The sequence below is a fragment of the Streptomyces sp. H27-D2 genome, from assembly GCF_035828615.1.
Lineage (GTDB): Bacteria > Actinomycetota > Actinomycetes > Streptomycetales > Streptomycetaceae > Streptomyces.
Genome location: NZ_JAYMZR010000012.1, coordinates 33,711 through 56,297 on the forward strand (window position 1 = coordinate 33,711; position 22,587 = coordinate 56,297).

Below are 22,587 nucleotides of genomic sequence, written 5' to 3' on the forward strand. Positions count from 1 at the left end.
GCCCGCCCGTGGGGACAGGGACGAAGAACCGACGGGGTAATTGTTGGTGTTCAACAAAAAGCCTACGCCGAGGACCCTCTGCCGGACAGCCGCCCAAGGATCAGCGCGATACGCAGGGTGAACGCGGACCGTACATCGGAGGGGGACCAGCCCGTGACGTCTGTCACACGTCGCAGCCGGTAGCGCACGGTGTTGGGGTGTACGAAGAGCATCCGGGCCGCGCCTTCGAGCGAGCTGGCCTGCTCCAGATAGACGCTCAGAGTCTCCAGCAGAGCCGACCCCGCCTCTTGCAGCGGTCTGTAGATCTCCTCCACCAGCTGATCCCGCGCGGCCGGGTCGCCGGCCATCGCGCGCTCCGGGAGCAGGTCGTCGGCGAGCACCGGACGGGGGGCGTCCGGCCAGGCGATGCTGGCCTTGAGCCCGGCGGCGGCGGCCTGCGCGGAGCGGGTGGCCGCGACTAGGTCGGGGACGACGGGACCGGCTACGACGGGGCCCGCCGCGAACGGTCCGATCAGGGCTTTCGCGGTCTGCAACGGATTGTCCGAGCCGCCCGCGATGACGACCAGGCGGTTGCCGAGCACTCCGGTCAGCACCTGGAGCTTGGCGTGCCGGGAGGCCCGCCTGATGGCCTCCACGGTCAGCTCGCTGTCGCCGTCGGGCGCGATGCCGAGCACGACGGCGACATGTTCGGGGGAGTTCCAGCCGAGCGCGGCGGCCCGGGAGAGCGCGCCCTCGTCGGCCTCGCCGGAGAGCACCGCGTTCACCACGAGCGACTCCAGCCGGGCGTCCCAGGCGCCGCGTGCCTCGGCGGCCTGCGCGTAGACCTGTGCGGTCGCGAAGGCGATCTCCCGGGCGTAGACGAGCAGCGCCTCGCGCAGGATCGACTCGTCGCCGGGGGCGGCGACCTCCTCGATCGCCGTCTCCATCACCTCGATGGTGGTGCGGACCATTTCGACGGTCTGCCGCAGGGTGATCGCGCGGGTCAGCTCGCGGGGCGCGGTGCCGAACACATCGGTGCTGATGGCCTGAGGGGCCTCCGGGTGCCGGAACCACTCGGTGAAGGCCGCGATGCCGGCCTGGGCGACGAGCCCGATCCAGGACCGGTTCTCCGGGGGCATGGCCCGGTACCACGGAAGCTGCTCGTCCATGCGGGCGATGGCGTTGGCAGCCAGCTTGCCTGATGACTTCTCCAGGCGACGCAGGGTTGCGATGTGCGGATGCGGGGCGTTCGCGGAGGGTTCGGGCACAGGACAAGCCTGCCTTATCGGGTCGGGTGTGTGGAGCGGGGGTGTGCGACGCTGTGCCGATGATGGAGCTGCGACGGGCGGGCGCGCGCTACCTGGGCGGCGACGCCGCCCAGGGGATCGAGTCCCGGCACGCCTTCTCCTTCGCCGGGTTCTACGCGCCGCAGAACGTCCGTTTCGGGCTGCTGACGGCCTGCAACGAGGAGCGGCTGGCGCCCGGCGCCGGGTTCGAGGAGCACGCCCACCGCGACGTCGAGATCGTCACCTGGGTGGTCGAGGGCGAGTTGACGCACCGGGACTCGGCCGGTCACGAGTCGGTGGTACGGCCGGGAGACGTGCAGCGGCTCAGCGCGGGCGGCGGGGTGCGGCACGTCGAGCGCAACGACGGCGCGACGCCGCTGACCTTCGTCCAGATGTGGCTGCACCCGAGCGGGTTCGGCGGCGAGCCGGCGTACGAGGTGGTGCGCGGCATCGCCGACGGCACCCCGTACGCCCCGGCGCGGGCCGACGCGCTGCTGCACGTAAGGCGGCTGCGGGACAGCGAGCGCACCGCGCTGCCGGACGCGCCCTGGGCGTACGCCCACGTGGTGCGCGGAGCGGTGACGCTCGCCGGGGAACGGCTGACGGCGGGGGACGCCGCGCGCGTCACCGACTGCGTCGACCTGGAGGCGTCAGCGGCCGGGGGACCGGCCGAACTCCTGGTCTGGGAGATGCACTCCGAACCGTCGTACGGGGGGTAGCGCCTGCGTATGAGTGGTGCCTGCCCGCACAGGCCGCGCGGCCGGGACGGCTCACGCAGGGCCGACTGGCTTGTGCGGTGCCCGCAACCGGCTTGTCCTCAACCTCCCCCGGCCTTCGGCCGGGAGGTGCCCCCAACGGGCTGAATTCAGCCCGTCCGGCGCTTGAGGACAGCACAGTGCCGGTCACGGCACCAGCTCGGCCAGCACCGCGTCCGTCAGCACCGGCCATGCCTCCGAGGCCCAGCCGCCGAACGCGCGGTCCGCGAGCGCGACGCAGGCGGCCCCCGCGTCCGGGTCCACCCACAGGAAGGTGCCGGCCTGCCCGAAGTGCCCGAAGGTGCGGGGCGAGGAGTGGACACCGGTCCAGTGCGGGGACTTCTCGCCGCGGATCTCGAAGCCCAGGCCCCAGTCGTTGGGCTTGCGGTGGCCGTAGCCGGGGAGCACGCCGGACAGGCCGGGGAAGACCACCGAGGTCGCCTCGGCGACGGTCGCGGGCGCGAGCAGCCGGGGGGCCTGGAGTTCGGCGGCGAAGCGGGCCAGGTCGGCGACGGTCGAGACGCCGTCCTTGGCGGGCGAGCCGGCCAGCTCGGTCGACGTCATGCCGAGCGGCTCCAGCACCGCCTGGCGCAGATACTCGGCGAACGGGATGCCGGTGGCCTTGGCGATGTGGTCGCCGAGCACCTCGAAGCCCGCGTTCGAGTAGAGGCGGCGCTCGCCGGGCGGCGCCATCGTGCGGTGCTCGTCGAAGGCGAGACCGGAGGCGTGCGCGAGCAGATGGCGGATGGTCGAGCCCTCGGGCCCCGCCGGCTCGTCCAGCTCCACGGCCCCCTCCTCGTACGCCACCAGGACGGCGTAGGCGGTCAGCGGCTTGGTGACGGAGGCGAGCGGGAACCGGTGGTCGACGGGGCCGTACGAGCCGGCCGTACTGCCGTCCGCCCGTACGACGGCGGCGGCGGCCGTGTCGACCGGCCAGCTCCCGATCTTCCGCAGACTCTCCATGCGCTCCAGGCTCTCCGTGCTGTGGGTGCTGTGGGTGCTGTCCGTGCTCTCCATGGTTCGGAGCGTAGCCCGCCCGGAAATCCGGGAAGGGGCTCGGGTCGCGCTTGCTTAGAGTGCACTCGAACTATCTAGCGTTGGGTTCATCGCGAGGGAGGCGTACAGATGTCCGTAGTGCGGAGCATGCCGGTGAAGCGGAGCAGGCCGGCGCAGGTGCGCACGTTCGCCGAGCCGAACCCCAGCCGCCGCCCGGCCGGCCAGGACCGCTACACGATCAGCGAGGTCGTCGGCTACACCGGCCTGAGCGCGCACACCCTGCGCTGGTACGAGCGGATCGGCCTGATGCCGCACATCGACCGCTCGCACACCGGACAGCGCCTCTTCTCCAACCGCGATCTGGACTGGCTGGACTTCGTCGGCAAGCTGCGGCTCACCGCGATGCCGGTGGCGGACATGGTCCGCTACGCCGAGCTGGTGCGGGAGGGCGAGCACACCTTCGGCGAGCGGCAGGACCTGCTGTACGCGCACCGGGAGGACGTCCGGCAGCGGATATCGGACCTCCAGAGCACCCTGGCCGTTCTCGACTACAAGATCGATTTCTATGCTGACGCCCGACGGGCGTCGGAGAGGGCCTGACCCTGATGAGCAACAAGAAGATCGCCACCGTCCAGTTCGGCGCCGACGGCCCCCTGGTCGGCGTCCAGGGACTCGGCTGCATGGGCATGAGCGAGTTCTACGGCGAGACGGACGAGGCCGCCGCGCTGGCCACGCTGGAGACGGCGCTGGAGGCCGGCGTCACCCTGTTCGACACCGCCGACGTCTACGGCGAGGGCGCCAACGAGACGTTCATCGGCCCCTTCGTGCGGGCCAACCGCGACCGGATCACGCTGGCCACCAAGTACGCGATCGTCCGCAAGTCCGACGACGCGCACTTCCGCGGCATCCGCAACGACCGCGCGTACATCCGCGAGGCTGTCGAGGCCAGCCTGCGCCGGCTCGGCGTGGACTTCATCGACCTCTACTACATGCACCGCCGTGACCCCTCGGTGCCGATCGAGGAAGCGGTCGGCGCGATGGCCGAGCTGATCGAGGAGGGCAAGGTCAAGCACCTGGGCCTGTCCGAGGTCACCGGCGGTGAGCTGCGCGCCGCGCACGCGGTGCACCCGATCGCCGCGCTCCAGTCGGAGTGGTCCCTGTTCAGCCGGGACGTGGAGCTGTCGGCGATCCCCGCCGCCAAGGAACTGGGCGTCGGCCTGGTCCCGTACTCCCCGCTCGGCCGCGGCTTTCTGACCGGCGCTTTCGCCGACGCCGCGAAGGAGCTCTCGGACAGCGACTTCCGCAAGTTCCAGCCGCGCTTCACCGGCGACAACGCCAAGGCGAACGCGGCGCTGCTGGAGCCGGTGCACAAGATCGCCGCCGTGCGCGGGGCGACGGCCGCGCAGGTCGCGCTCGCCTGGGTGCAGCAGCGCGCCGAGGTGCACGGCCTCGCCGTGGTGCCGATCCCCGGCACCCGTAAGAGCAGCCGGCTGCTGGAGAACGTCGGCGCCACCCGGCTGACGCTCGACCAGGACGAGCTCGCGCTGCTGGAGCCCATCGCGGGCCAGGTCGCCGGCGACCGCTACCCGGACATGAGCTCGACGTCGGCGGCGCGCGAGTAGCCGGCAGACCGGACGAACAACCCTGCTACAGGCTCCGGTTCCGGCTTCGAAGCCGGAACCGGAGCCTGTAGTCGTTGTGCCTGTGCCCCTGCCCGTTGCCGTGGTTCACACCATTCCGAAGGCGTAGACGGCGAAGATCGCGGCCAGCGCCGTCGCCGCGGCGCGCCGGGCGCGCGTCACCCCCGTCCAGGGCGCTTCGAAACGGCGGGTGAAGCGGCCGATGCCGATCAGCGCGGCGGCGAAGACCGGCAGCCAGCAGAGCCGGGCGAGCAGCCAGCCGAGCGAGTCCGGCGCGGTCGTCAGGCCGGGGAGCGCGCCCAGGAAGGAGCTGGGGATCGCGGTGGCGAGCATGGCGGTCTGGTGCCAGCAGAAGATCGTCATCGCGGAGAGGTTGATGACGACGACCGGCGCCCAGAGCGCGGGCCGGCGCAGCAGCTTCGCGAGGCGCTCGCGCAGCAGGATCGCGGCGCCGCACTGGGTCGCGGCCAGCGCCACGACCAGCAGCGACGGCGGGTGCGAGTTGGTACGGGTCTCGCCTACGCCGAGAGATCCACGGCCGACGGCAGCGGGCCGAGCCCGGCGACCGGCTCCGCGATCGTCAACTCCACCGGGAAGCCGGCCCGTACGGTCGCTTCCACGAGCTGCGGCACCCGGTCCAGACCCGGCTGCGGCGCACGCTCGGGCCCGCGGTCCGCCCCGCCGCCCGACCGCTCGTCGCTGCGCAGCACGCCCAGCAGCAGCCGCATCTCGGCCAGGGACTCGCGGGCAGCGGCGGCGATCACGTTGAACTCCTCCTGCGCGGCGGGCGGCAGACCGGCGATCCGGTACGGCGCGCTGTCGGCCTGCACGGTGATCACCGACATATGGTGCGCGACGACGTCGTGCAGCTCACGGGCGATCCGGGCGCGCTCTTCCAGCAGCGTGCGCCGCGAACGCTCGGCCTCGCTGATGTCCTCCTGCTCGGCCAGCCGCCGCTGCGCGTCGCCGCGTTCGCGCAGCGCGCCGCCGATGATCAGCGGGATCGCGCTGAGCACGAACAGCAGCACGTTCGACCCGTCGCTGCGGTCCTGCACGGTGAGGCCCAGGACGAGTCCGGCGGCGCCGGTGGCCAGCCACACCGCGAACAGGGTGCGGCGCGTCTCGCGCAGCCCGAGCACGAACATCAGCGCCAGGTAACCGATCAGCATGGGGGGCGGCCAGGGCCACCCGCCGCCGTCGCCGGCCGGCACGCCGAGCAGCGCCAGCGCCCCGGCGAGATCGGCGGCGAAGACGATCCACCAGGCTTGCAGCGGGCGCGTGACGGCGAGCAGCAGCGGCAGGCCCTGCGCGGTGGCGAGCGCCCCGGCGAGGCCGCCGCTCAGGCCCATGTCGTTGACCGTCACATTGATGGAGGTGGGGATGAGCGTGGCGACGAGGCCGAGCGCGATCCCGTACGGGACGTACCGCTGCCAACGCCGCCTCGCTTTGCCGAGCAGCGGCGTCGGCGGGTGCGAGGGGGTTCCGAGGGCGTGCGCGAGCGCCCTCAGATTGCGCCGTGCGGCCCGCAGCAGGCCGTCCTGCGCCGCCGGTGGTGCGGAGGGCCGGGGCGCAGAGGGGGGTCCGGGTGGTGCGGCTGGGTTGCTCATGGCCCGCTCAGCGTATGCGGCGGGGTGGGCCGGGGCGTCATACCGGGGACCTGCCGGGAGGTGATACCCGGGTAGGGGGCGCCCGCCGCGCGAGCCGGGACGCGGCGGACCGGCCCGACTCGGTCCGGCCCGGACCGGCGGCCCGCGTCCGTGACGCGACCAGCGGCAGCGGCCGAGGAGCGGACGACCCGCCGGGCTGCAACCCTGTCCCGGGCTGCAACCCTGTCCCGGGCTGCAACCCTGTCCCGGGCTGCAACCCTGTCCCGGGCTGCAGTCCAGCCCCGGGCTGCAGTCCAGCCCCGGGCTGCAGTCCAGCCCCGGGCTGCAGTCCAGCCCCGGGCTGCAGTCCAGCCCCGGGCTACAGTCCAGCCCCGGGCTACAGCCCAGCCCCGAGCTACAGCTCCGCGAGCAGCTCCGCCTTCTTCGCGCTGAATTCCTCATCGGTCAGCAGCCCCGCCTCGTGCAGCGAGCCGAGGTGCCGGATGCGGTCGGCGATGTCGGCCGGGTCGGAGCGGGCGGGCTCGGAGTGGGCCGGGCGGACGCCGTCGGCCGGGAGCGCGGGGGCGGCGGAGCGTACGGCCTCCAGTACGGCCGCCGCGAAGGGCAGCGACTCGTGGACGAGGCCGTAGCCGAGCCCGAAGACGACGGCGGCGGGGTCCTGGTCCGCCTCGCCGGGCCGCGGCGCGCAGCCCCGGCGGTCCACCAGGCGCAGATGGCCGTCGAAGACGTCGGGGGAGCGCCACTCGACGTCCGTCAGCTCGGTCACCGGGAAGCTCTGGTCGCCGGCTTTCCACTTCGCGGAGGACGCGCCGGTCCAGAACCAGCGGAAGGTCACCCTGCTGCCGTCGAAGGACGCCTTGCCGTCGTACGCCTTGAAGGAGCGCGGCGACTCGGGCGCGCTGACCAGATAGCGGTCGGCGGGCTCGCCCGCGGCCGGGCCGAGCACCGAGCGCAGCTCGTCGGCGTAGTACTCGGCGAGCACCTCGCGCTCGGCGGGCAGCACCAGGCGGTACGGGTCGCAGCCGTCCTTGAGCTGTCCGTCGGCCGCGTCCATCAGCGGATCCGCGCCGCGCCGGGGCACGGCGCGCAGCGCCACCGTCCCGCGCTTGCCCGGCGCCAGTTCCACGGCTGCCAGCGCTTCGTAGGGGATGCGTCGCTCGCCGAGCACTTGGAGCAGCTTCGGCGTGCGAATCCCCCGTTCGAAGCGGATGAGCACGGAGTCGGTGTCGAACTCCCAGACCGTGTGAAAACCGGCCAGCACATCACCCATGTGGCTCATCGTATGTGGCGGCTGCCCGCCCGTCCCCCCTTGGAGCGCTACGCGCGTCAATCGGCGACTACGGCTTTTTCTACGGCCGTTGTCATGGCTCGGCCCTCGCCTACCCGGCTTCGGGCGGGTCAGGCCGGGTCAGGCGACGTCGGCGGCGCAGTCGCGGTCCCGGTCGGAGCAGCTGACCGAATCGATGGCGCCCACCCCGATCCGCGCGAAGTTGTTCAGGCTCTCGGTGCCCGGCACGAAGTATCCGGGGTGACCGACGGCGCCGGCGGCCGAGACCACCCGGGCGCCGAACTCGGCGGAGACGGGGTCGGCGCCGTGCCCGAGGCCGCCCAGCTCCAGGTGGGGGATGTCCCGGATCCAGTCGTCGGAGTCCCGGGTCGCCCAGATGCGGGCGCTGGTGTGCAGCCCGGCGGCGGTCTCGGCGCGCATGCCGGGGCTGCCGGCCACGGCGATGTCGGTGACCCGGTCGGGCAGGTCGCGGGCCGCGACGCCGCAGACCACGGAGCCGTAGCTGTGACAGAACAGCGCCACCCGCGACTGCTGGGGGAGCGCCTCGATCAGCGACCGCAGCCGTCCGGAGCCCGCCTCGGCGAGCTGGCCGGTGGCCGCGCCCATGCCGACGCCGACGGGCGTGGTGTAGTCGGCCCAGGCGATGACGGCGGTGCCGGTTCCCGGCCGGGTGCGCCGCTCGGCGCCGTACAGCGCGCCGGCCATGCCGACCGGGGCGATCCGCGCGCGTTCGGTCCGCTCGAAGTTGGAGACGTTGGTGTCCACGCCGGGCACCACGACCGACACCCGCTCCGCCGTGTCGAGGTCGCCGAAGACCTCGGCGGCCCGGCCGGAGCCGGTGGGGTCGAAGGCGAGGATCTGCCGGCCGTCGCGCATCAGCGAGGTGAAGCGGTGCACCAGGTTGTCGGCGGTCTGGCGGCCGATCGGCGTCAGACCGGTGTCGTGCACGCGTTCGCGCTCGACGGCTCGGGCCTGCGCCAGGGCGGTGTGGTTGGCGCGGTAGCGCAGTTTCAGCGGCGCGCCGTTGAGGTTGCCGACGACCAGCGGGTACTTGTCCGCGAGCCGGAGCCGCTGGGCGGCGGTCAGCGAGTCGAAGAAGCGCTCCAGTGAGGCGGGCGCGGCCTTCGGGTCGGGCAGCTCGTGGCCTCGGAAGGTCGCGTGCTGCCAGGAGCTGACCGTGCTTGCCATCGGGCCCGAGTCCGGTCTGTGGTTCCGGACGGCCGTCCAACCCGTGGTCGCGAGCATGACGAACACCACCGCCAGTGCGAGGGCCGCTCGCAGGAGGGTGGATTCAGGGGAAGGGGAGCCGAGCTCAGGGAAAGAAGTCACCGCGAGACACCCTAGGAGAAACCAGCCGGTAGTCACGCATCGCGTGATCCATCTCACGTTTCAAGGAGGGTGATTATGCACACGCGGAGAGGGTGCTCGCGCGTGGACGCGCCGCGCCCGCCCCGTCCTGACGCGTCAACGCGGCGCCCCGCCGCGACCTCGCGTACGGAAACGCGGCGCCCCGCCGCGACCTCGCGTACGGACCAGGCCCGCCCGCCCGTACGGCTCAGCGGCCGTCCGGCCGCCAGTTCGCGGCCAGCGCGGGGCCCAGCTGGTCGAGGTGCGCGGCGGTGATGTCGCGGATCGAGTCCACGCTGCAGTCCTGGCCCGCTCCCCAGAGCTGGCCCGCCATCCGCATCACGCCGGAGAACGCGGCGACCACGACGCGCGGCCGGGGGTCGGTGTCCACGTCCAGGCCCTCGCGGCGGGCGATCTCCCGGGCGATCCGCTCCTCCAGCTCGGTGGAGCGCCGCAGGTGGACGGCGAGCAGCGCCGGAGTGCACTCGATCATCCGGTAGGTCCGCATGTGCAGTTCGAGCGGGATGATCTCCTGGATCGCCTCGCCGATGTTGTCCCAGGACTCCAGCACGGCCCGGCGCAGCGCTTCGAGCGGGGCCTCGGTGGCGGGCCGGGCGAGCACGGCCGCGAGGAAGTGCGACTCCGCCTCCTCCTGGACGGCGAAGGCGACCTCTTCCTTGTTGGCGAAGTAGCGGAAGAAGGTGCGCTGGGAGACGTCCACCGTGTCCGCGATCTCGTCGACCGTGGTCCGGTCGTACCCCTTCTCGGCGAAGAGTTCGAGGGCCGAGCGCACCAGCGCGTCGCGGGTGCGCTGCTTCTTGCGTTCGCGCAGCCCGCCTGTGGCGATTGTCCGCTCCGTGGTCACAGTCGGTGCCTCTCTTCTGCGTCTTCCCTGCGTGTGCTCAGTGCGTTCTCTGTGCGTTCTCGGTGTTTGCGCTGATCAGAATAGCTGTGAGCTATATGACAGTTACCGGCTTGTGAATCGGTTTGTCAATTGTCAGCGACAGCCATAATCTCGCAACCATGACGTCTCAGACCACCGTCGCCGATCAGGTGCCGAATCCGCCCGTACCGGAGCTCCGGAAGGGGCTGCGCGGCCACCCCTGGCTGACCCTCTTCTCCGTCGCGATCGGCGTGATGATGGTCGCGCTCGACGGCACGATCGTCGCCATCGCCAACCCAGCCATCCAGAAGGACCTCGGAGCGACACTCCCCGAAGTCCAGTGGATAACCAACGGCTATCTGCTCGCCCTCGCCGTCTCGCTCATCACAGCCGGCAAGCTCGGTGACCGCTTCGGCCACCGCCAGACCTTCCTCATCGGCATCGCGGGCTTCGCCGCCGCCTCCGGCGCCATCGGCCTGTCCGGGAGCGTGACGCTGGTCGTCGTCTTCCGGGTGCTCCAGGGCCTGTTCGGCGCGCTGCTGATGCCGGCCGCGCTCGGCCTGCTGCGCGCGACCTTCCCCGCCGAGAAGCTCAACATGGCGATCGGCATCTGGGGCGCGGTCATCGGCGCGTCCACCGCCGCGGGACCCATCATCGGCGGTCTGCTCGTCGAGCACGTCAGCTGGGAGTCGGTCTTCTTCATCAATGTGCCGGTCGGCATCGTCGCGCTGGTCCTCGGCGCGCTGATCCTCAAGGACCACCGGCCCCTCAACGCGGTCAAGTCCTTCGACGTCCCCGGCATCCTGCTGCTCTCGGGATCGATGTTCTGCCTCATCTGGGCGCTCATCAACGCCATCGAGTGGGGCGGCTGGGGCGCCGCGAAGACGCTGCTCTTCCTGGGCCTCGCGGTGGTCGGCTTCGCGCTCTTCATCTTCTGGGAGACCAAGGCGCGCGAGCCGCTGCTCCCGCTCGGCATGTTCAAGTCCGTCCCGCTCTCGGCCGGCACCGTCCTGATGGTGCTGATGGCCTTCGGCTTCATGGGCGGCCTCTTCTTCGTCACCTTCTACCTCCAGAACGTGCACGGAATGAGCCCGGTCGACAGCGGTCTGCACCTGCTGCCGCTCACCGCCATGATGATCATCGCCTCGCCTGTCGCGGGCGCGGTGATCACCAAGGTCGGACCGCGCATCCCGCTGGTCGCCGCGATGGTCATCACCGCTATCGCGCTGTTCGGCATGGCCTCGCTGGAAGTCGGCACCGGCACCGGCCTGATGTCGCTCTGGTTCGCCCTGCTCGGCCTCGGCCTCGCCCCGGTGATGGTCGGCGCCACCGAGGTCATCGTCGGCAACGCCCCGCTGGAGCACGCCGGCGTCGCGGGCGGCCTCCAGCAGGCCGCGATGCAGGTCGGCGGCAGCCTCGGCACCGCCGTGCTCGGCGCGGTCATGGCCGCCAGGGTGGACAACACGCTGGCCGGCAACTGGACCGGCGCCAAGCTGCCCCCGGTGACCCCGGATCAGCTGGACAAGGTCTCCGACGCGGTCACGGTCGGCGCGGCCCCGATCGCCAAGGGCACCCCTCCGGAGATCGCCGCGAAGATCACCAGCGTCGCGCATGACACCTTCGTGTCGGGCATGGGCCTGGCCTTCACCGTCGCAGGCTGCGTCGCGGTGCTCGCGGCGGTCGTCGCGCTGTTCACCAAGCGCGGCGACAACGCCGACGCGGCGGGAGGCGGCGTCCACGTCTGACCCGGCCGCCGCAGCGCGGTAGCGCGTCAACACCGCAGCGCGTCAACATCGGACCGCGTCAACATCGCAGGTCAACAGCCCCGCCGGGAGCACTCCGGCGGGGCTGTCCCCTATCCGGGCGGACCGGGCCTCCCGCCCTTGGCGGGCGTGCCGCGCGGCCGTCAGGCTGCCTTCCAGGGCCCTACGAGGGGTCCGCCCGACCCGTACGAGGGGTCCACACGACATGGGGGAGTTCCACATGATCAAGCTCAAGCGCATCGCCGCGACAGCCCTGACCGCGACCGTCACCGCGACCGTCACCGCAGCAGCCGCCGCCGTCGCACTCGCACCGGCCGCCGCGACGGCCACCACGCCGACGGCCGGCAACCCGAGGAACGCCGAGCCGGCGGCGGCCACCATCCGCCGCGCCGGCCCCGCCTCGGGAGACTGCGCCACCGGCCAGCTCTGCCTCTGGAAGCACCGCGACTTCGGCGGAAAGCGCCGGGTCCACGAGCTCGCGGACACCGAGATCGAGAGCTGCGTGCCGCTGCCGGCCGGCGCCACCGCCGCGTCCCTCGCCAACCGCACCGGTCGCCCAGTCACCACGTACCAGAGCGCCGAGTGCGCCACCGAAGGCGAGTTCGCGACCTACCCGTCCGGCAGTTGGGTGCCCGAATCCGCTTACCAGGTACGGGCGTTCAAGGTCTGGGAGAACTGAGCGGGACGGCGCGAGCGGCACCCGGGGCGGCCCCGGACGCCGCGAGCGGCACCCGGACGGCGACACGCCGCTGCCCCGACCGGAAGAAATCCGGTCGGGGCAGCGGCGGTGCCACACGCGTACGGGTCAGGCGTCGCCGCCGGCCGCGCCGGGGGAGGCCGCCGTCACGTCGAGCAGCTGGTACCGGTCGATCGCCTGCTTCAGCAGCGAGCGGTCGATCCTGCCCTCCTTGGCGAGCTCGGTGAGCACGCCGAGCACGATCGACTGAGCGTCGATGTGGAAGAAACGACGCGCCGCGCCACGGGTGTCAGCGAAGCCGAAGCCGTCCGCGCCCAGCGACTGGTACGGCGCCGGGACCCAGCGCGCGATCTGGTCCGGGACCGAACGCATCCAGTCGGAGACCGCGACCACCGGACCCTCGGAGCCCTGGAGCTTCGTCGTCACATACGGGACGCGCTGCTCCTCCTCCGGGTGCAGCAGGTTGTGCTGCTCGACCTGCACCGCCTCACGGCGCAGCTCGTTCCAGGAGGTCGCCGACCAGACGTCGGCCTTGACGTCCCAGTCGTCCGCGAGGATGCGCTGCGCCTCGACGGCCCACGGCACCGCGACGCCGGACGCCAGGATCCGCGCGGCGTGCTGACCCTTCTCGGCGGCCTTGTAGCGGTACAGGCCCTTGAGGATGCCCTCGGCGTCCACGTCGGCCGGCTCCGCCGGGTGCTGGATCGGCTCGTTGTAGACGGTGAGGTAGTAGAAGATGTCCTCGGCGTCCGGGCCGTACATCCGGCGCAGACCGTCCTTCATGATGTGCGCCATCTCGAAGCCGAACGCGGGGTCGTAGCTGACGACCGCCGGGTTGGTCGAGGCGAGCAGCTGCGAGTGACCGTCGGCGTGCTGAAGGCCCTCGCCGGTCAGCGTGGTGCGACCGGCGGTGGCGCCCAGGACGAAGCCCCGGGCCAACTGGTCGGCCATCTGCCAGAACTGGTCACCCGTCCGCTGGAACCCGAACATCGAGTAGAAGACGTAGACCGGGATCATCGGCTCGCCGTGCGTCGCGTAGGCGGAGCCCGCCGCGATCAGCGAGGCCGTACAGCCCGCCTCGGAGATGCCGTCGTGCAGCATCTGGCCGGTCGGCGACTCCTTGTACGCGAGCAGCAGATCGCGGTCCACGGACTCGTACTGCTGGCCCAGCGGGTTGTAGATCTTCGCGGTCGGGAAGAACGCGTCCATGCCGAAGGTGCGGTACTCGTCGGGGGCGATCAGCACGAAACGCCTGCCGATCTCCTTGTCCCGCATGAGGTCCTTGAGGATGCGGACGAACGCCATGGTGGTGGCGATCGACTGCTGCCCCGAGCCCTTCTTGGCCGCCGCGTAGGTCTTCTCCTCGGGGAGGACCAGCGGCTTCGCCCGCACGACGCGGGTCGGCACATAGCCGCCCAGCGAGTCGCGGCGGTCGTGCATGTACTGGATCTCTTCCGAGTCCCGGCCGGGGTGGTAGTACGGCGGCGCGCCGGACTCCAGCTCCTTGTCCGCGATCGGGATGTGCAGCCGGTCGCGGAAGCGCTTGAGGTCGTCGGCCGTCAGCTTCTTCATCTGGTGGGTCGCGTTGCGGCCCTCGAAGTTCGGACCCAGGGTCCAGCCCTTCACCGTCTGCGCCAGGATGACGGTCGGCTGGCCCTTGTGCGCCTTCGCCGCCGCGTACGCCGCGTAGACCTTCTTGTGGTCGTGTCCGCCGCGGCCCAGGTGCAGGATCTGGTCGTCGGTCATGCCCTCGACCATGTTGCGCAGCCGGTGGTCGTCGCCGAAGAAGTGGTTGCGGATGTACTCGCCGGTCTCGGTCGCGTACGTCTGGAACTGCCCGTCCGGCGTGGTGTTGAGCTTGTTGACCAGCACCCCGTCGCGGTCCTGCGCGAGCAGCGGGTCCCAGCTGCGGTCCCACACCAGCTTGATGACGTTCCAGCCGGCGCCGCGGAACTGCGACTCCAGCTCCTGGATGACCTTGCCGTTGCCGCGCACCGGGCCGTCGAGCCGCTGGAGGTTGCAGTTGACGACGAAGGTGAGGTTGTCGAGACCCTCACGGGCGGCGATTGAGAGCTGGCCGAGCGACTCGGGCTCGTCCATCTCGCCGTCGCCGAGGTAGGCCCAGACATGCGACTTGGAGGTGTCGGCGATGCCGCGCGCCTCCATGTAGCGGTTCATCCGGGCCTGGTAGATCGCACCCAGCGGGCCGAGGCCCATGGAGACGGTCGGGAATTCCCAGAAGTCCGGCATCAGCCGAGGGTGCGGATAGCTGGACAGCCCGTAGGGAGCTTTGGACTTCTCCTGCCGGAAGCCGTCGAGCTGCTGCTCGCTCAGCCGGTCCAGCAGAAACGCGCGGGCGTAGATGCCCGGCGACGCGTGGCCCTGGAAGAAGATCTGGTCGCCGCCGTCACCTTCGTCCTTGCCGCGGAAGAAGTGGTTGAAGCCCACGTCGTAGAGCGACGCCGAGGAGGCGAAGGTGGCGATGTGACCGCCCACCCCGATCCCCGGGCGCTGCGCGCGGGAAACCATCACGGCCGCGTTCCAGCGGGTCGCGTTCAGGACCTTGCGCTCGATTTCCTCGTTGCCGGGGAAGAACGGTTCGTCCTTGGTCGCGATGGTGTTGACGTAATCCGTGCTGCGCATCTCGGGCACGGCAACACGCTTCTCGCGCGCGCGCTCGATCAGGCGGAGCATCAGGTAGCGAGCTCGTTCCCTGCCTCGCTCATCGACGGCTGCGTCGAGCGAGTCGAGCCATTCCTGGGTCTCTTCGGGATCGAAGTCCGGGACCTGGCTGGGAAGGCCGCCAATGATGATCGGGTTGCGATCGGATCCGGAAGCCACGCTGTTCCTTCGCTGTTCGGTCTAGCTCTGCATGTGTCGCGCCGCCTCCCATCGTGGACCGCGGGGGCGGAAACGTCATCTCTACTGGGCGGTAACCACCACTCTGTGAGACGGTCGCTCTGGGCCGGTAGCCTGGGCACCGACCAAATCGCAACCTTACGCCCACCATGGGACCACCTTGCGTACGGCCGTTCGGACCCCGGGGTGTGACCTGCCCGGCCCGTTCCGCACAAACCCGACAGATTGCTGTGGTGTGCATCACTCAGAGCTGTGCATCTTGCGGCGAGACGTCAACGTTTGGGCGAGATCGGCGGCCGGGTACTTGCGCGAACCGCCCGGCCCGTGTGGACTACGGCCATCGCCTCGCGTGCGCGGGGCGTCCAAAAGCATTTTCTCGAACATGACAGGAGGCAATCCGTGAGCGCGACCGCGGACCACGCGGAGGAGCGGACCAACCCTGCCGCCAGGCTCGGTTTCCAGCCCGGACAGGTGGTCCAGGAGCTCGGCTTCGACGACGACGCCGAGCAGGAACTCCGTGCCGAGCAGGAACTCCGTGAGGGAATCGAGGCCATCACAGGCCAGGAACTCGTCGACGAGGAATACGACGACGTTGCCGACGCCGTGGTGCTGTGGTTCCGCGAGGACGACGGCGACCTGACGGACGCGCTGGTGGATGCGACCACCATGGTCGACGACGGTGCCCCGATCTGGCTGATGACTCCCAAGACGGGGCGCGACGGATACGTCGAGCCGAGCGACATCGGTGAGGCCGCGACCACCGCCGGCCTCGCCCAGACCAGCAGTGTCAACGCGGGCAAGGATTGGACCGGCAGCCGCCTGGTCACTCCGAAGTCAGCACGCTCCGGCAAGCAGCGCTAGCGCCCCTGCCGGCAAGCTCTGCCCCGTCGGGCGGACACTGCCGGTCGCGGCACTGGCAGGCACCGGCCATCGGCCGGTCCGCCCCCACAGCAAGGCAGGAACCGCAGAGCCCCTCCGACCTGGGTCGGCAGGGGCTCTGCGCGTAGGGTGGACGCGACTTGTCCAGCTCTGCGAAAGGACGTGTACCCATGGCGGTCGAGGTGGGCACGGAGGCTCCGGACTTCGAGCTGCGCAACCAGCACGGCGAGCTCATCCGGCTCTCCGGCTTCCGGGGCGAGAAGAACGTCGTCCTGGTCTTCTACCCCTTCGCCTTCACCGGCGTCTGCACCGGCGAACTGGCCGCGCTGCGCGACGAGCTGCCGACGTTTCTCAACGAGGAGACGCAGTTGCTCGCGGTCTCCAACGACTCGCTGTTCACCCTGCGGGTCTTCGCCGAGCAGGAGCGGCTGGGCTTCCCGCTGCTGTCGGACTTCTGGCCGCACGGGACGGCCTCGCGCGCCTATGGCGTCTTCGACGAGGACAAGGGCTGCGCGATGCGCGGCACGTTCGTCATCGACAAGGACGGTGTGGTGCGCTGGACCGTCGTCAACGGCATGCCGGACGCGCGCGACCTGAGCGAGTACGCGAAGGCGCTCGCGGCGCTCTGACGCCGCCACCGGCCCGCGCCGACCCGGCCGGCCTCCGTCGGGCCCGCCTGGCGATACTTGGCACAAGGGCCTGTGGTCCCGGGGAACCGGTCACTAGGATCAACACGTTGATTCCAAGGCAATGTATGGCGGGGGCGCAGTTCTCTACGTACCCCTCGAACCTATGGGAGGACTCGTGGGAGTCAGCCTCAGCAAGGGCGGAAACGTCTCGCTGTCGAAGGCCGCGCCCAACCTGACGGCGGTCATCGTCGGTCTCGGCTGGGACGCCCGGACCACCACCGGCGGTGACTTCGACCTCGACGCCAGCGCACTGCTGACGAACACCGAGGGCAAAGTCAGCAACGACGGCAACTTCGTCTTCTTCAACAACCTGAAGAGCCCGGACGGCTCGGTCGAGCACACCGGTGACAACCTCACCGGCGAGGGCGAGGGGGACGACGAGGTCGTCAAGGTCAACCTCGCCGGCGTGCCGGCCGACGTCGCGAAGATCGTCTTCCCGGTCTCGATCTACGAGGCCGAGGGCCGCCAGCAGAGCTTCGGCCAGGTGCGCAACGCGTACATCCGGGTGGTCAACCAGGCCGACAACACCGAACTCGCGCGCTACGACCTCAGCGAGGACGCCTCGACGGAGACCGCGATGGTCTTCGGCGAGCTGTACCGCAATGGCGCGGAGTGGAAGTTCAGGGCCATCGGCCAGGGGTACGCCTCGGGCCTGCGCGGCATCGCGCAGGACTTCGGCGTCAACGTCTGAGCCGTCCGTCCCACCGTGACAACGTCCGGCGCCGCACACGCCCCTGCCGACGGGGAGTGCGGCGCCGGACGCGGATCGGCAGCACTTTTTCAGCAGCACTGTTACCGGGGAGGAACCAAGAACATGGGCGTAACGCTCGCCAAGGGGGGAAATGTCTCCCTTTCCAAGGCCGCACCCAACCTCACGCAGGTATTGATCGGCCTGGGCTGGGACGCACGCTCCAGCACCGGCGCGCCGTTCGACCTCGACGCCAGTGCGCTGCTGTGCGGATCGGGGCGGGTGCTCGGTGACGAGTACTTCATTTTCTACAACAACCTCAAGAGCCCTGAGGGCTCGGTGGAGCACACGGGCGACAACCTGACGGGCGAGGGCGAGGGCGACGACGAGTCGATCCTGGTGGACCTGAGTCTGGTGCCGGACAGTGTCGACAAGATCGTCGTGCCGGTGTCGATTCACGACGCCGACGCCCGCGGCCAGACGTTCGGCCAGGTCACCAATGCCTTTATCCGGGTGGTGAACCAGGCGGACCAGGCGGAGTTGGCGCGGTACGACCTTTCCGAGGACGCGTCGAGCGAGACGGCGATGATCTTTGGGGAGCTGTACCGCTACAACGGGGAGTGGAAGTTCCGCGCCGTGGGGCAGGGGTACGCGTCCGGACTACGAGGCATCGCTCTAGACTTCGGGGTCAACGTTTCGTAAAGCCGCGCACTGTGCGGGGGAAACTCGTACACACACGATTGGGTAGCCAGTGCTCCTGAAAACCTTCGGCTGGTCCTTTGGCGTCACCGCCTTGGGACTTGTCGCTGCCGTGTTCTACGGGGGGTGGAAGGCACTGGCCCTTGTGGGCATCCTCTCCATCCTCGAGATCTCGTTGTCCTTCGACAACGCGGTCGTCAACGCCGGCGTGCTGAAGAAGATGAACGCTTTCTGGCAGAAGATCTTCCTCACCGTCGGCGTGCTGATCGCCGTCTTCGGCATGCGGCTGATCTTCCCGGTCGTGATCGTCGCCATCTCCGCCAAGCTCGGCCCGATCGAAGCCGTTGACCTGGCGTTCAACGAACCCACGCGCTACGAGCACCTGGTGACCGACGCCCATGCGTCGATCGCTTCGTTCGGTGGCATGTTCCTGTTGATGATCTTCCTCGACTTCATCTTCACCGACCGTGACATCAAGTGGCTCGGCTGGCTGGAGCGCCCGCTGGCCAAGCTCGGCAAGGTTGACATGCTGTCGGTCTGCATCGCGCTGGTCGCGCTGCTCGTCGTCGGCACCACCATCGCCACCGCCGCGCACGTCACCGCGGGGCACGAGGACAAGAGCAGCACGGTCTTCCTCTCCGGCATCGCCGGCCTGGTCACCTATCTCGTGGTGGGCGGTCTGTCGAGTTTCTTCGAGAACCGCTTGGAGGAGCAGGAGGAGCACGAACACGAGGAGGAGGAAGCGGCCAAGAAGCAGGGCAAGCAGCCGACGATGGTCGGGCTGGCCGGCAAGGCCGCCTTCTTCATGTTCCTCTACCTCGAAGTGCTGGACGCCTCGTTCTCCTTCGACGGGGTCATCGGCGCTTTCGCCATCACCAACGACATCGTCATCATGGCGCTCGGCCTGGGCATCGGCGCGATGTACGTCCGGTCGCTCACCGTCTACCTGGTCCGCCAGGGCACCCTGGACGACTACGTCTACCTGGAGCACGGCGCGCACTACGCGATCGGCGCGCTCGCCGTCATCCTGCTGGTCACCATCAAGTGGCAGATCAACGAGGTCATCACCGGCCTCGTCGGCGTGGTGCTGATCGCCGCCTCGTTCTGGTCCTCGGTCCGGCGCAACCGCGCGCTGGCGGCCCAGGAGAACGACTCCGAGGAGAAACCGACGGAGATGTCCGAGGTCTGATCCGGACGCCTTCGCCGCGCCGCGCGGCGCAGCGGTGTGTGACCGGCGTCAGTTTGAGGAACGCTCTCTTGCGGGGCGGGGCCCGGGGCCCCCCCCCGGCCCCCCCCCCCCGCGGTAGGTCGGGCCGGTCGGCCCGTATGACGGCGTGGGGGTGGGCAGCGTGTCCTTCTGGAACAACTGGCGACGAGCCGACGACACAGCGTTCGACAGCGGGGGCGCGTCGGGCGCGATCGAGCTGACCAAGCGGCATCCGGTGGTCTCGCTGACCAAGCAGGGGGCGGCCACCGGCAACCTCCGGGTCAACCTCTCCTGGCGGATGCGCACGTCCGACTTCGACGGGCGGACTGGCGGTGGCGGCGGGAAACTGCGCAACCCGCTGCGGATGTTCAAGCCGGAAGTGGTGCAGGCGCAGGGGCCCGCGGTGGTCAACGTGGACCTCGACCTCGCGTGCATGTACGAGATGACGGACGGCAGCAAGGGCGTGGTGCAGCCGCTCGGCAGCTTCTTCGGCAGCACCAACACGCCGCCGTACGTCAAGCTCAGCGGCGACGACCGGTTCGGCGCGCCGTCGGGCGAGACCATCTACGTCAATCTGGATCACCGCGAGGAGATCCGCAGGCTGCTCGTCTTCGTCTACATCTACGACGGCACCCCGGCCTTCGACCGCACGCACGCGATCGTGACGCTCTTCCCGAGCAACGGCCCGCGGATCGAGATCTCGCTAGACGAGCGGACCTCGCAGGCCCGCTCGTGCGCCGTGGTGATGATCGAGAACGTCAAGGGCGAGCTGACCGTCCGCCGCGAGGTGAAGTACGTCTACGGCTTCCAGGCCGAGCTGGACCGGCTGTACGGCTGGGGTCTGCAGTGGGGGCGCGGCTACAAGACGAAGGTCTGAGCGGGCCCTCCCGGAGAGCCGGCCGGGGGCGCGGCAGGCCAGGGCGCGGCCGGGCTGAGAGGCCGCCGCGCCCGGTGTCCGCTACCTCTTCTGGAACTGCGGCCCCTGCGGCGGCAGCGTGAAGTTCGGGTCCGGCACCGGCGGGCCGGCCTGCGGCGGCTGTTGCGGGTAGCCGTACGCGCCCTGCTGCGGATAGCCGTACGCGGGCTGCGGCGGGGCGGCCGGCGGCGGCGGGGCCTGCGGGTAGCCGTAACCGGCCGCCGAAGGCTGCGGCGCGGGGAAGGGGACCTGCGCGGGCACCGGCGCGGGCTGCGGCTGTGCCCGCGGCTCCGGCATCCGGGCGGGGTCCATGACGTGCTGCTGCGTGACGGCCTGCGGATCGGACAACTGCTGCGGCGCGCGCTCGGACTCGGGGGAGGTCTCGTCCACCGAGATGCCGAAATCCGTGGCCAGGCCGATCAGGCCGGTCTCGTAGCCCTGTCCCAGCGCCCGGAATTTCCAGGCGTCGCCGCGTCGGTACAGCTCGCCACAGATGAGCGCCGTCTCCTTGCCCGTCTCCGGCTGCACCTCGAAGCGCACCAGCGGCTCGCCGTCGTCGCCGCCCGTCGCCGCGTCGTACAGCAGCACGCACAGGTCCGGCACACCGCCGAAGGTGCCGCCGTCCGACGAGGCGGCCAGCACGATCCGGTCCACCGTCGCGTCGAGCGCGGACAGATCCGCCTCGACGGTGTCCGTGAGCCCTTCGATCAGCCGTTTCTTGGGCAGATGGCGTACCAGCCCGGACGGATGCCGGGGCTGGTTGTAGAAGATGAAGTCCTCGTCCGAGCGCACGCGGCCCTCCGTCCCCAGCAACAGGGCGGAAGCATCCACGTCAGGGACGTCGGGTCCGGGCGTCCAGCGCAGCACCGCCCGTACCGCCGTGGTCTCCAGCGGGATGTTCGACCCCTTCAGCATCGCGTGCGTCATAGCGGCAATCCTGCCTTCCCGGGGGGCTGCCCGACAACGCGGGGGCGGCGGAGGATGCGCCGGACACCCGATTGGACATGCCGCCGATGCGTGGGGGTTACGTGATTGTCACGCCGTCGGGAACTTTCAGTCGATAGTCGCACGTACGCTTATCGGCTGGATCCAGCCACCGGGCCATCATCTACACGGGGAGTTATATGCGTCATTTCGGACACCTTGCGCCGGATGTTCGGAAGGATCTCTTCCATAAGGAGCCCGCCGAATTCACCGCCGACTCCCCGTCCCGCCTGCTTGCCATCGCTCTCGGCGCCACGCTCTACAGCCCCGCCACCCGGCTGCGGCTGGCCGACGACGTGATCAAGCAGGCCGGGCGCGGTGTGGTGTCCATGGTGCTGTGCCTGGAGGACTCGATCGACGACGGCGAAGTGGCCGACGCCGAGGAGAATCTCGTACGGCAATTCGCACGATTGGCCGAGTGCGCGACCGAGGTCGATCTGCCGTTGTTGTTCATCCGAGTCCGCAAACCGGAACAGATTCCCGACCTGGTGCGGCGGATCGGAACACCCTCCCGGCTGCTGTCCGGATTCGTACTCCCCAAGTTCACCGAGGAGCGCGGCGTTCCGTTCATGGAGGCGCTGGCCTCCGCCGAGAGCGCCTGCGGGCGGCGGCTGTTCGCGATGCCGGTGCTCGAATCGCCCGAGCTGATGCATCTGGAAAGCCGCACCGAAACCCTGCGCGGCATCGCCAGGACCGTCGACAAGTACCGCGACCGGGTGCTCGCGCTGCGGCTCGGCGTCACCGACTTCTGCTCCGCCTACGGCCTGCGGCGGGCCCCCGACATGACCGCCTACGACGTCCAGCTCGTCGCCTCGGTCATCGCCGACGTGGTCAACGTGCTGGGACGGGCCGACGGCACCGGATTCACCGTGACCGGACCGGTCTGGGAGTACTTCCGGCTCCAGGAGCGGATGTTCAAGCCCCAGCTGCGCCGCAGCCCCTTCACCGGCCGGGCCGAGGAACTGCGCACCGCCCTGATCGAGCACGACATGGACGGCCTGCTGCGCGAGATCGGCCTCGACCGGGCCAATGGGCTCCAGGGCAAGACCTGCATCCACCCCTCACACGTCGCCCCCGTGCACGCGCTCTCGGTGGTCAGCCACGAGGAGTACACCGACGCGGTGGACATCCTCAGCCCGGAGCGGGGCGGCGGCGGTGTGCTGCGCTCGGCGTATACGAACAAGATGAACGAAGTGAAGCCGCACCGGGCCTGGGCCGAGCGGACCATGCTGCGGGCCGAGGTCTTCGGGGTGGCGCGCGAGGGCGTGGGCTTCGTGGAACTGCTGGCCGCGGGCCTGAGCACCGGGGACACGGCCTGATATGGCTAGTACGAGTGAAAGCGCCGGTACGAGTGAAAGCGCCGGTACGAGTGATGAGGCCGGTACGAGTGATCCGAGCGGGATGAAGCCGGAGCGGGTGGCTGAA

The 22,587-nt window shown here is 70.3% G+C and carries 19 protein-coding genes and 2 pseudogenes; 12 read left to right on the forward strand and 9 right to left on the reverse strand.

The window, feature by feature from the left end; genetic code table 11:
- Nucleotides 1-62: 62 nt before the first annotated feature.
- Complete coding sequence (locus QMK28_RS07555) at nt 63-1,247, reverse strand: PucR family transcriptional regulator (protein ID WP_326436236.1); 1,185 nt, start codon at nt 1,245-1,247, stop codon at nt 63-65.
- 62 nt (nt 1,248-1,309) lie between these two features.
- Between QMK28_RS07555 and QMK28_RS07560 the strand changes: the two genes are divergently transcribed.
- Nucleotides 1,310-1,984: a pirin family protein gene (locus tag QMK28_RS07560; RefSeq protein ID WP_326436291.1), complete on the forward strand. Its 675-nt coding sequence runs from the start codon at nt 1,310-1,312 to the stop codon at nt 1,982-1,984.
- Nucleotides 1,985-2,167: 183 nt separating this feature from the next.
- On the opposite strand, the gene QMK28_RS07565 is transcribed toward QMK28_RS07560, so the two are convergent.
- Nucleotides 2,168-2,983: a serine hydrolase domain-containing protein gene (locus QMK28_RS07565; RefSeq protein WP_326436292.1), complete on the reverse strand. Its 816-nt coding sequence runs from the start codon at nt 2,981-2,983 to the stop codon at nt 2,168-2,170.
- Nucleotides 2,984-3,145: 162 nt separating this feature from the next.
- On the opposite strand from QMK28_RS07565, the gene QMK28_RS07570 reads away from it, so the two are divergent.
- Complete coding sequence (locus QMK28_RS07570) at nt 3,146-3,616, forward strand: MerR family transcriptional regulator (RefSeq protein ID WP_443050571.1); 471 nt, start codon at nt 3,146-3,148, stop codon at nt 3,614-3,616.
- A gap of 5 nt (nt 3,617-3,621) precedes the next feature.
- Nucleotides 3,622-4,638, forward strand: a complete 1,017-nt coding sequence (locus QMK28_RS07575; RefSeq protein ID WP_326436237.1) for an aldo/keto reductase — start codon at nt 3,622-3,624, stop codon at nt 4,636-4,638.
- A 105-nt stretch (nt 4,639-4,743) separates the two neighbouring features.
- Here QMK28_RS07575 and QMK28_RS07580 read toward each other — a convergent pair.
- The 5 genes and pseudogenes from QMK28_RS07580 to QMK28_RS07600 all read right to left on the reverse strand — a co-directional run.
- Nucleotides 4,744-5,175, reverse strand: a pseudogene (locus QMK28_RS07580) (acyltransferase family protein); the annotation flags it as partial.
- A 2-nt stretch (nt 5,176-5,177) separates the two neighbouring features.
- Nucleotides 5,178-6,263, reverse strand: a pseudogene (locus QMK28_RS07585) (sensor histidine kinase); the annotation flags it as partial.
- A 394-nt stretch (nt 6,264-6,657) separates the two neighbouring features.
- On the reverse strand, nt 6,658-7,533 hold the full coding sequence (locus QMK28_RS07590) for a DUF4429 domain-containing protein (protein ID WP_326436238.1): 876 nt from the start codon (nt 7,531-7,533) through the stop codon (nt 6,658-6,660).
- A 138-nt stretch (nt 7,534-7,671) separates the two neighbouring features.
- The gene (locus QMK28_RS07595) at nt 7,672-8,880 is read right to left on the reverse strand and encodes an alpha/beta hydrolase (RefSeq protein WP_326436239.1); all 1,209 of its coding nucleotides are present in this window, start codon (nt 8,878-8,880) and stop codon (nt 7,672-7,674) included.
- Nucleotides 8,881-9,106: 226 nt separating this feature from the next.
- The gene (locus QMK28_RS07600; RefSeq protein WP_326436240.1) at nt 9,107-9,763 is read right to left on the reverse strand and encodes a TetR family transcriptional regulator; all 657 of its coding nucleotides are present in this window, start codon (nt 9,761-9,763) and stop codon (nt 9,107-9,109) included.
- 158 nt (nt 9,764-9,921) lie between these two features.
- Here QMK28_RS07600 and QMK28_RS07605 point away from each other — a divergent pair, with 158 nt between their 5' ends.
- Nucleotides 9,922-11,526 carry an MFS transporter gene (locus tag QMK28_RS07605; protein ID WP_326436241.1) on the forward strand — a complete coding sequence of 535 codons (1,605 nt, stop codon included), beginning with the start codon at nt 9,922-9,924 and terminating at the stop codon, nt 11,524-11,526.
- A gap of 238 nt (nt 11,527-11,764) precedes the next feature.
- Complete coding sequence (locus tag QMK28_RS07610) at nt 11,765-12,223, forward strand: peptidase inhibitor family I36 protein (protein ID WP_326436242.1); 459 nt, start codon at nt 11,765-11,767, stop codon at nt 12,221-12,223.
- A gap of 126 nt (nt 12,224-12,349) precedes the next feature.
- Here QMK28_RS07610 and aceE read toward each other — a convergent pair whose 3' ends face one another.
- A complete protein-coding gene (aceE, locus tag QMK28_RS07615; RefSeq protein WP_326436243.1) occupies nt 12,350-15,082 on the reverse strand; it encodes a pyruvate dehydrogenase (acetyl-transferring), homodimeric type in 2,733 nt (910 codons plus the stop codon).
- 417 nt (nt 15,083-15,499) lie between these two features.
- On the opposite strand from aceE, the gene QMK28_RS07620 reads away from it, so the two are divergent.
- From QMK28_RS07620 to QMK28_RS07645, 6 genes are all read left to right on the forward strand, one after another.
- On the forward strand, nt 15,500-15,961 hold the full coding sequence (locus QMK28_RS07620; protein WP_326436244.1) for a DUF3052 domain-containing protein: 462 nt from the start codon (nt 15,500-15,502) through the stop codon (nt 15,959-15,961).
- A 188-nt stretch (nt 15,962-16,149) separates the two neighbouring features.
- Complete coding sequence (locus QMK28_RS07625) at nt 16,150-16,608, forward strand: peroxiredoxin (protein WP_326436245.1); 459 nt, start codon at nt 16,150-16,152, stop codon at nt 16,606-16,608.
- Nucleotides 16,609-16,783: 175 nt separating this feature from the next.
- On the forward strand, nt 16,784-17,359 hold the full coding sequence (locus tag QMK28_RS07630; RefSeq protein WP_326436246.1) for a TerD family protein: 576 nt from the start codon (nt 16,784-16,786) through the stop codon (nt 17,357-17,359).
- Nucleotides 17,360-17,482: 123 nt separating this feature from the next.
- Nucleotides 17,483-18,058: a TerD family protein gene (locus QMK28_RS07635; protein ID WP_326436247.1), complete on the forward strand. Its 576-nt coding sequence runs from the start codon at nt 17,483-17,485 to the stop codon at nt 18,056-18,058.
- 49 nt (nt 18,059-18,107) lie between these two features.
- Nucleotides 18,108-19,244 carry a DUF475 domain-containing protein gene (locus tag QMK28_RS07640; protein ID WP_326436248.1) on the forward strand — a complete coding sequence of 379 codons (1,137 nt, stop codon included), beginning with the start codon at nt 18,108-18,110 and terminating at the stop codon, nt 19,242-19,244.
- Nucleotides 19,245-19,404: 160 nt separating this feature from the next.
- Entirely contained in the window at nt 19,405-20,139 is a 735-nt protein-coding gene (locus tag QMK28_RS07645) for a TerD family protein (RefSeq protein WP_326436249.1), read from the forward strand.
- A gap of 81 nt (nt 20,140-20,220) precedes the next feature.
- Here QMK28_RS07645 and QMK28_RS07650 read toward each other — a convergent pair whose 3' ends face one another.
- The gene (locus QMK28_RS07650; protein WP_326436250.1) at nt 20,221-21,105 is read right to left on the reverse strand and encodes a TerD family protein; all 885 of its coding nucleotides are present in this window, start codon (nt 21,103-21,105) and stop codon (nt 20,221-20,223) included.
- Nucleotides 21,106-21,302: 197 nt separating this feature from the next.
- Between QMK28_RS07650 and QMK28_RS07655 the strand changes: the two genes are divergently transcribed.
- The gene (locus tag QMK28_RS07655) at nt 21,303-22,481 is read left to right on the forward strand and encodes an HpcH/HpaI aldolase/citrate lyase family protein (RefSeq protein WP_326436251.1); all 1,179 of its coding nucleotides are present in this window, start codon (nt 21,303-21,305) and stop codon (nt 22,479-22,481) included.
- Nucleotides 22,482-22,587 lie beyond the last annotated feature (106 nt).

What these genes read in the sequence shown, in the direction of transcription:
- QMK28_RS07575 (WP_326436237.1), top strand. Translation starts at nt 3,622, where the DNA reads ATGAGCAACAAGAAGATCGCCACCGTCCAGTTCGGCGCCGACGGCCCC.
- QMK28_RS07655 (WP_326436251.1), top strand. Translation starts at nt 21,303, where the DNA reads ATGCGTCATTTCGGACACCTTGCGCCGGATGTTCGGAAGGATCTCTTC.
- QMK28_RS07610 (WP_326436242.1), top strand. Translation starts at nt 11,765, where the DNA reads ATGATCAAGCTCAAGCGCATCGCCGCGACAGCCCTGACCGCGACCGTC.
- QMK28_RS07570 (WP_443050571.1), top strand. Translation starts at nt 3,146, where the DNA reads ATGTCCGTAGTGCGGAGCATGCCGGTGAAGCGGAGCAGGCCGGCGCAG.
- QMK28_RS07605 (WP_326436241.1), top strand. Translation starts at nt 9,922, where the DNA reads ATGACGTCTCAGACCACCGTCGCCGATCAGGTGCCGAATCCGCCCGTA.
- QMK28_RS07635 (WP_326436247.1), top strand. Translation starts at nt 17,483, where the DNA reads ATGGGCGTAACGCTCGCCAAGGGGGGAAATGTCTCCCTTTCCAAGGCC.
- QMK28_RS07565 (WP_326436292.1), bottom strand. Translation starts at nt 2,983, where the DNA reads ATGGAGAGTCTGCGGAAGATCGGGAGCTGGCCGGTCGACACGGCCGCC.
- QMK28_RS07560 (WP_326436291.1), top strand. Translation starts at nt 1,310, where the DNA reads ATGGAGCTGCGACGGGCGGGCGCGCGCTACCTGGGCGGCGACGCCGCC.
- QMK28_RS07625 (WP_326436245.1), top strand. Translation starts at nt 16,150, where the DNA reads ATGGCGGTCGAGGTGGGCACGGAGGCTCCGGACTTCGAGCTGCGCAAC.
- QMK28_RS07590 (WP_326436238.1), bottom strand. Translation starts at nt 7,533, where the DNA reads ATGGGTGATGTGCTGGCCGGTTTTCACACGGTCTGGGAGTTCGACACC.
- QMK28_RS07650 (WP_326436250.1), bottom strand. Translation starts at nt 21,105, where the DNA reads ATGACGCACGCGATGCTGAAGGGGTCGAACATCCCGCTGGAGACCACG.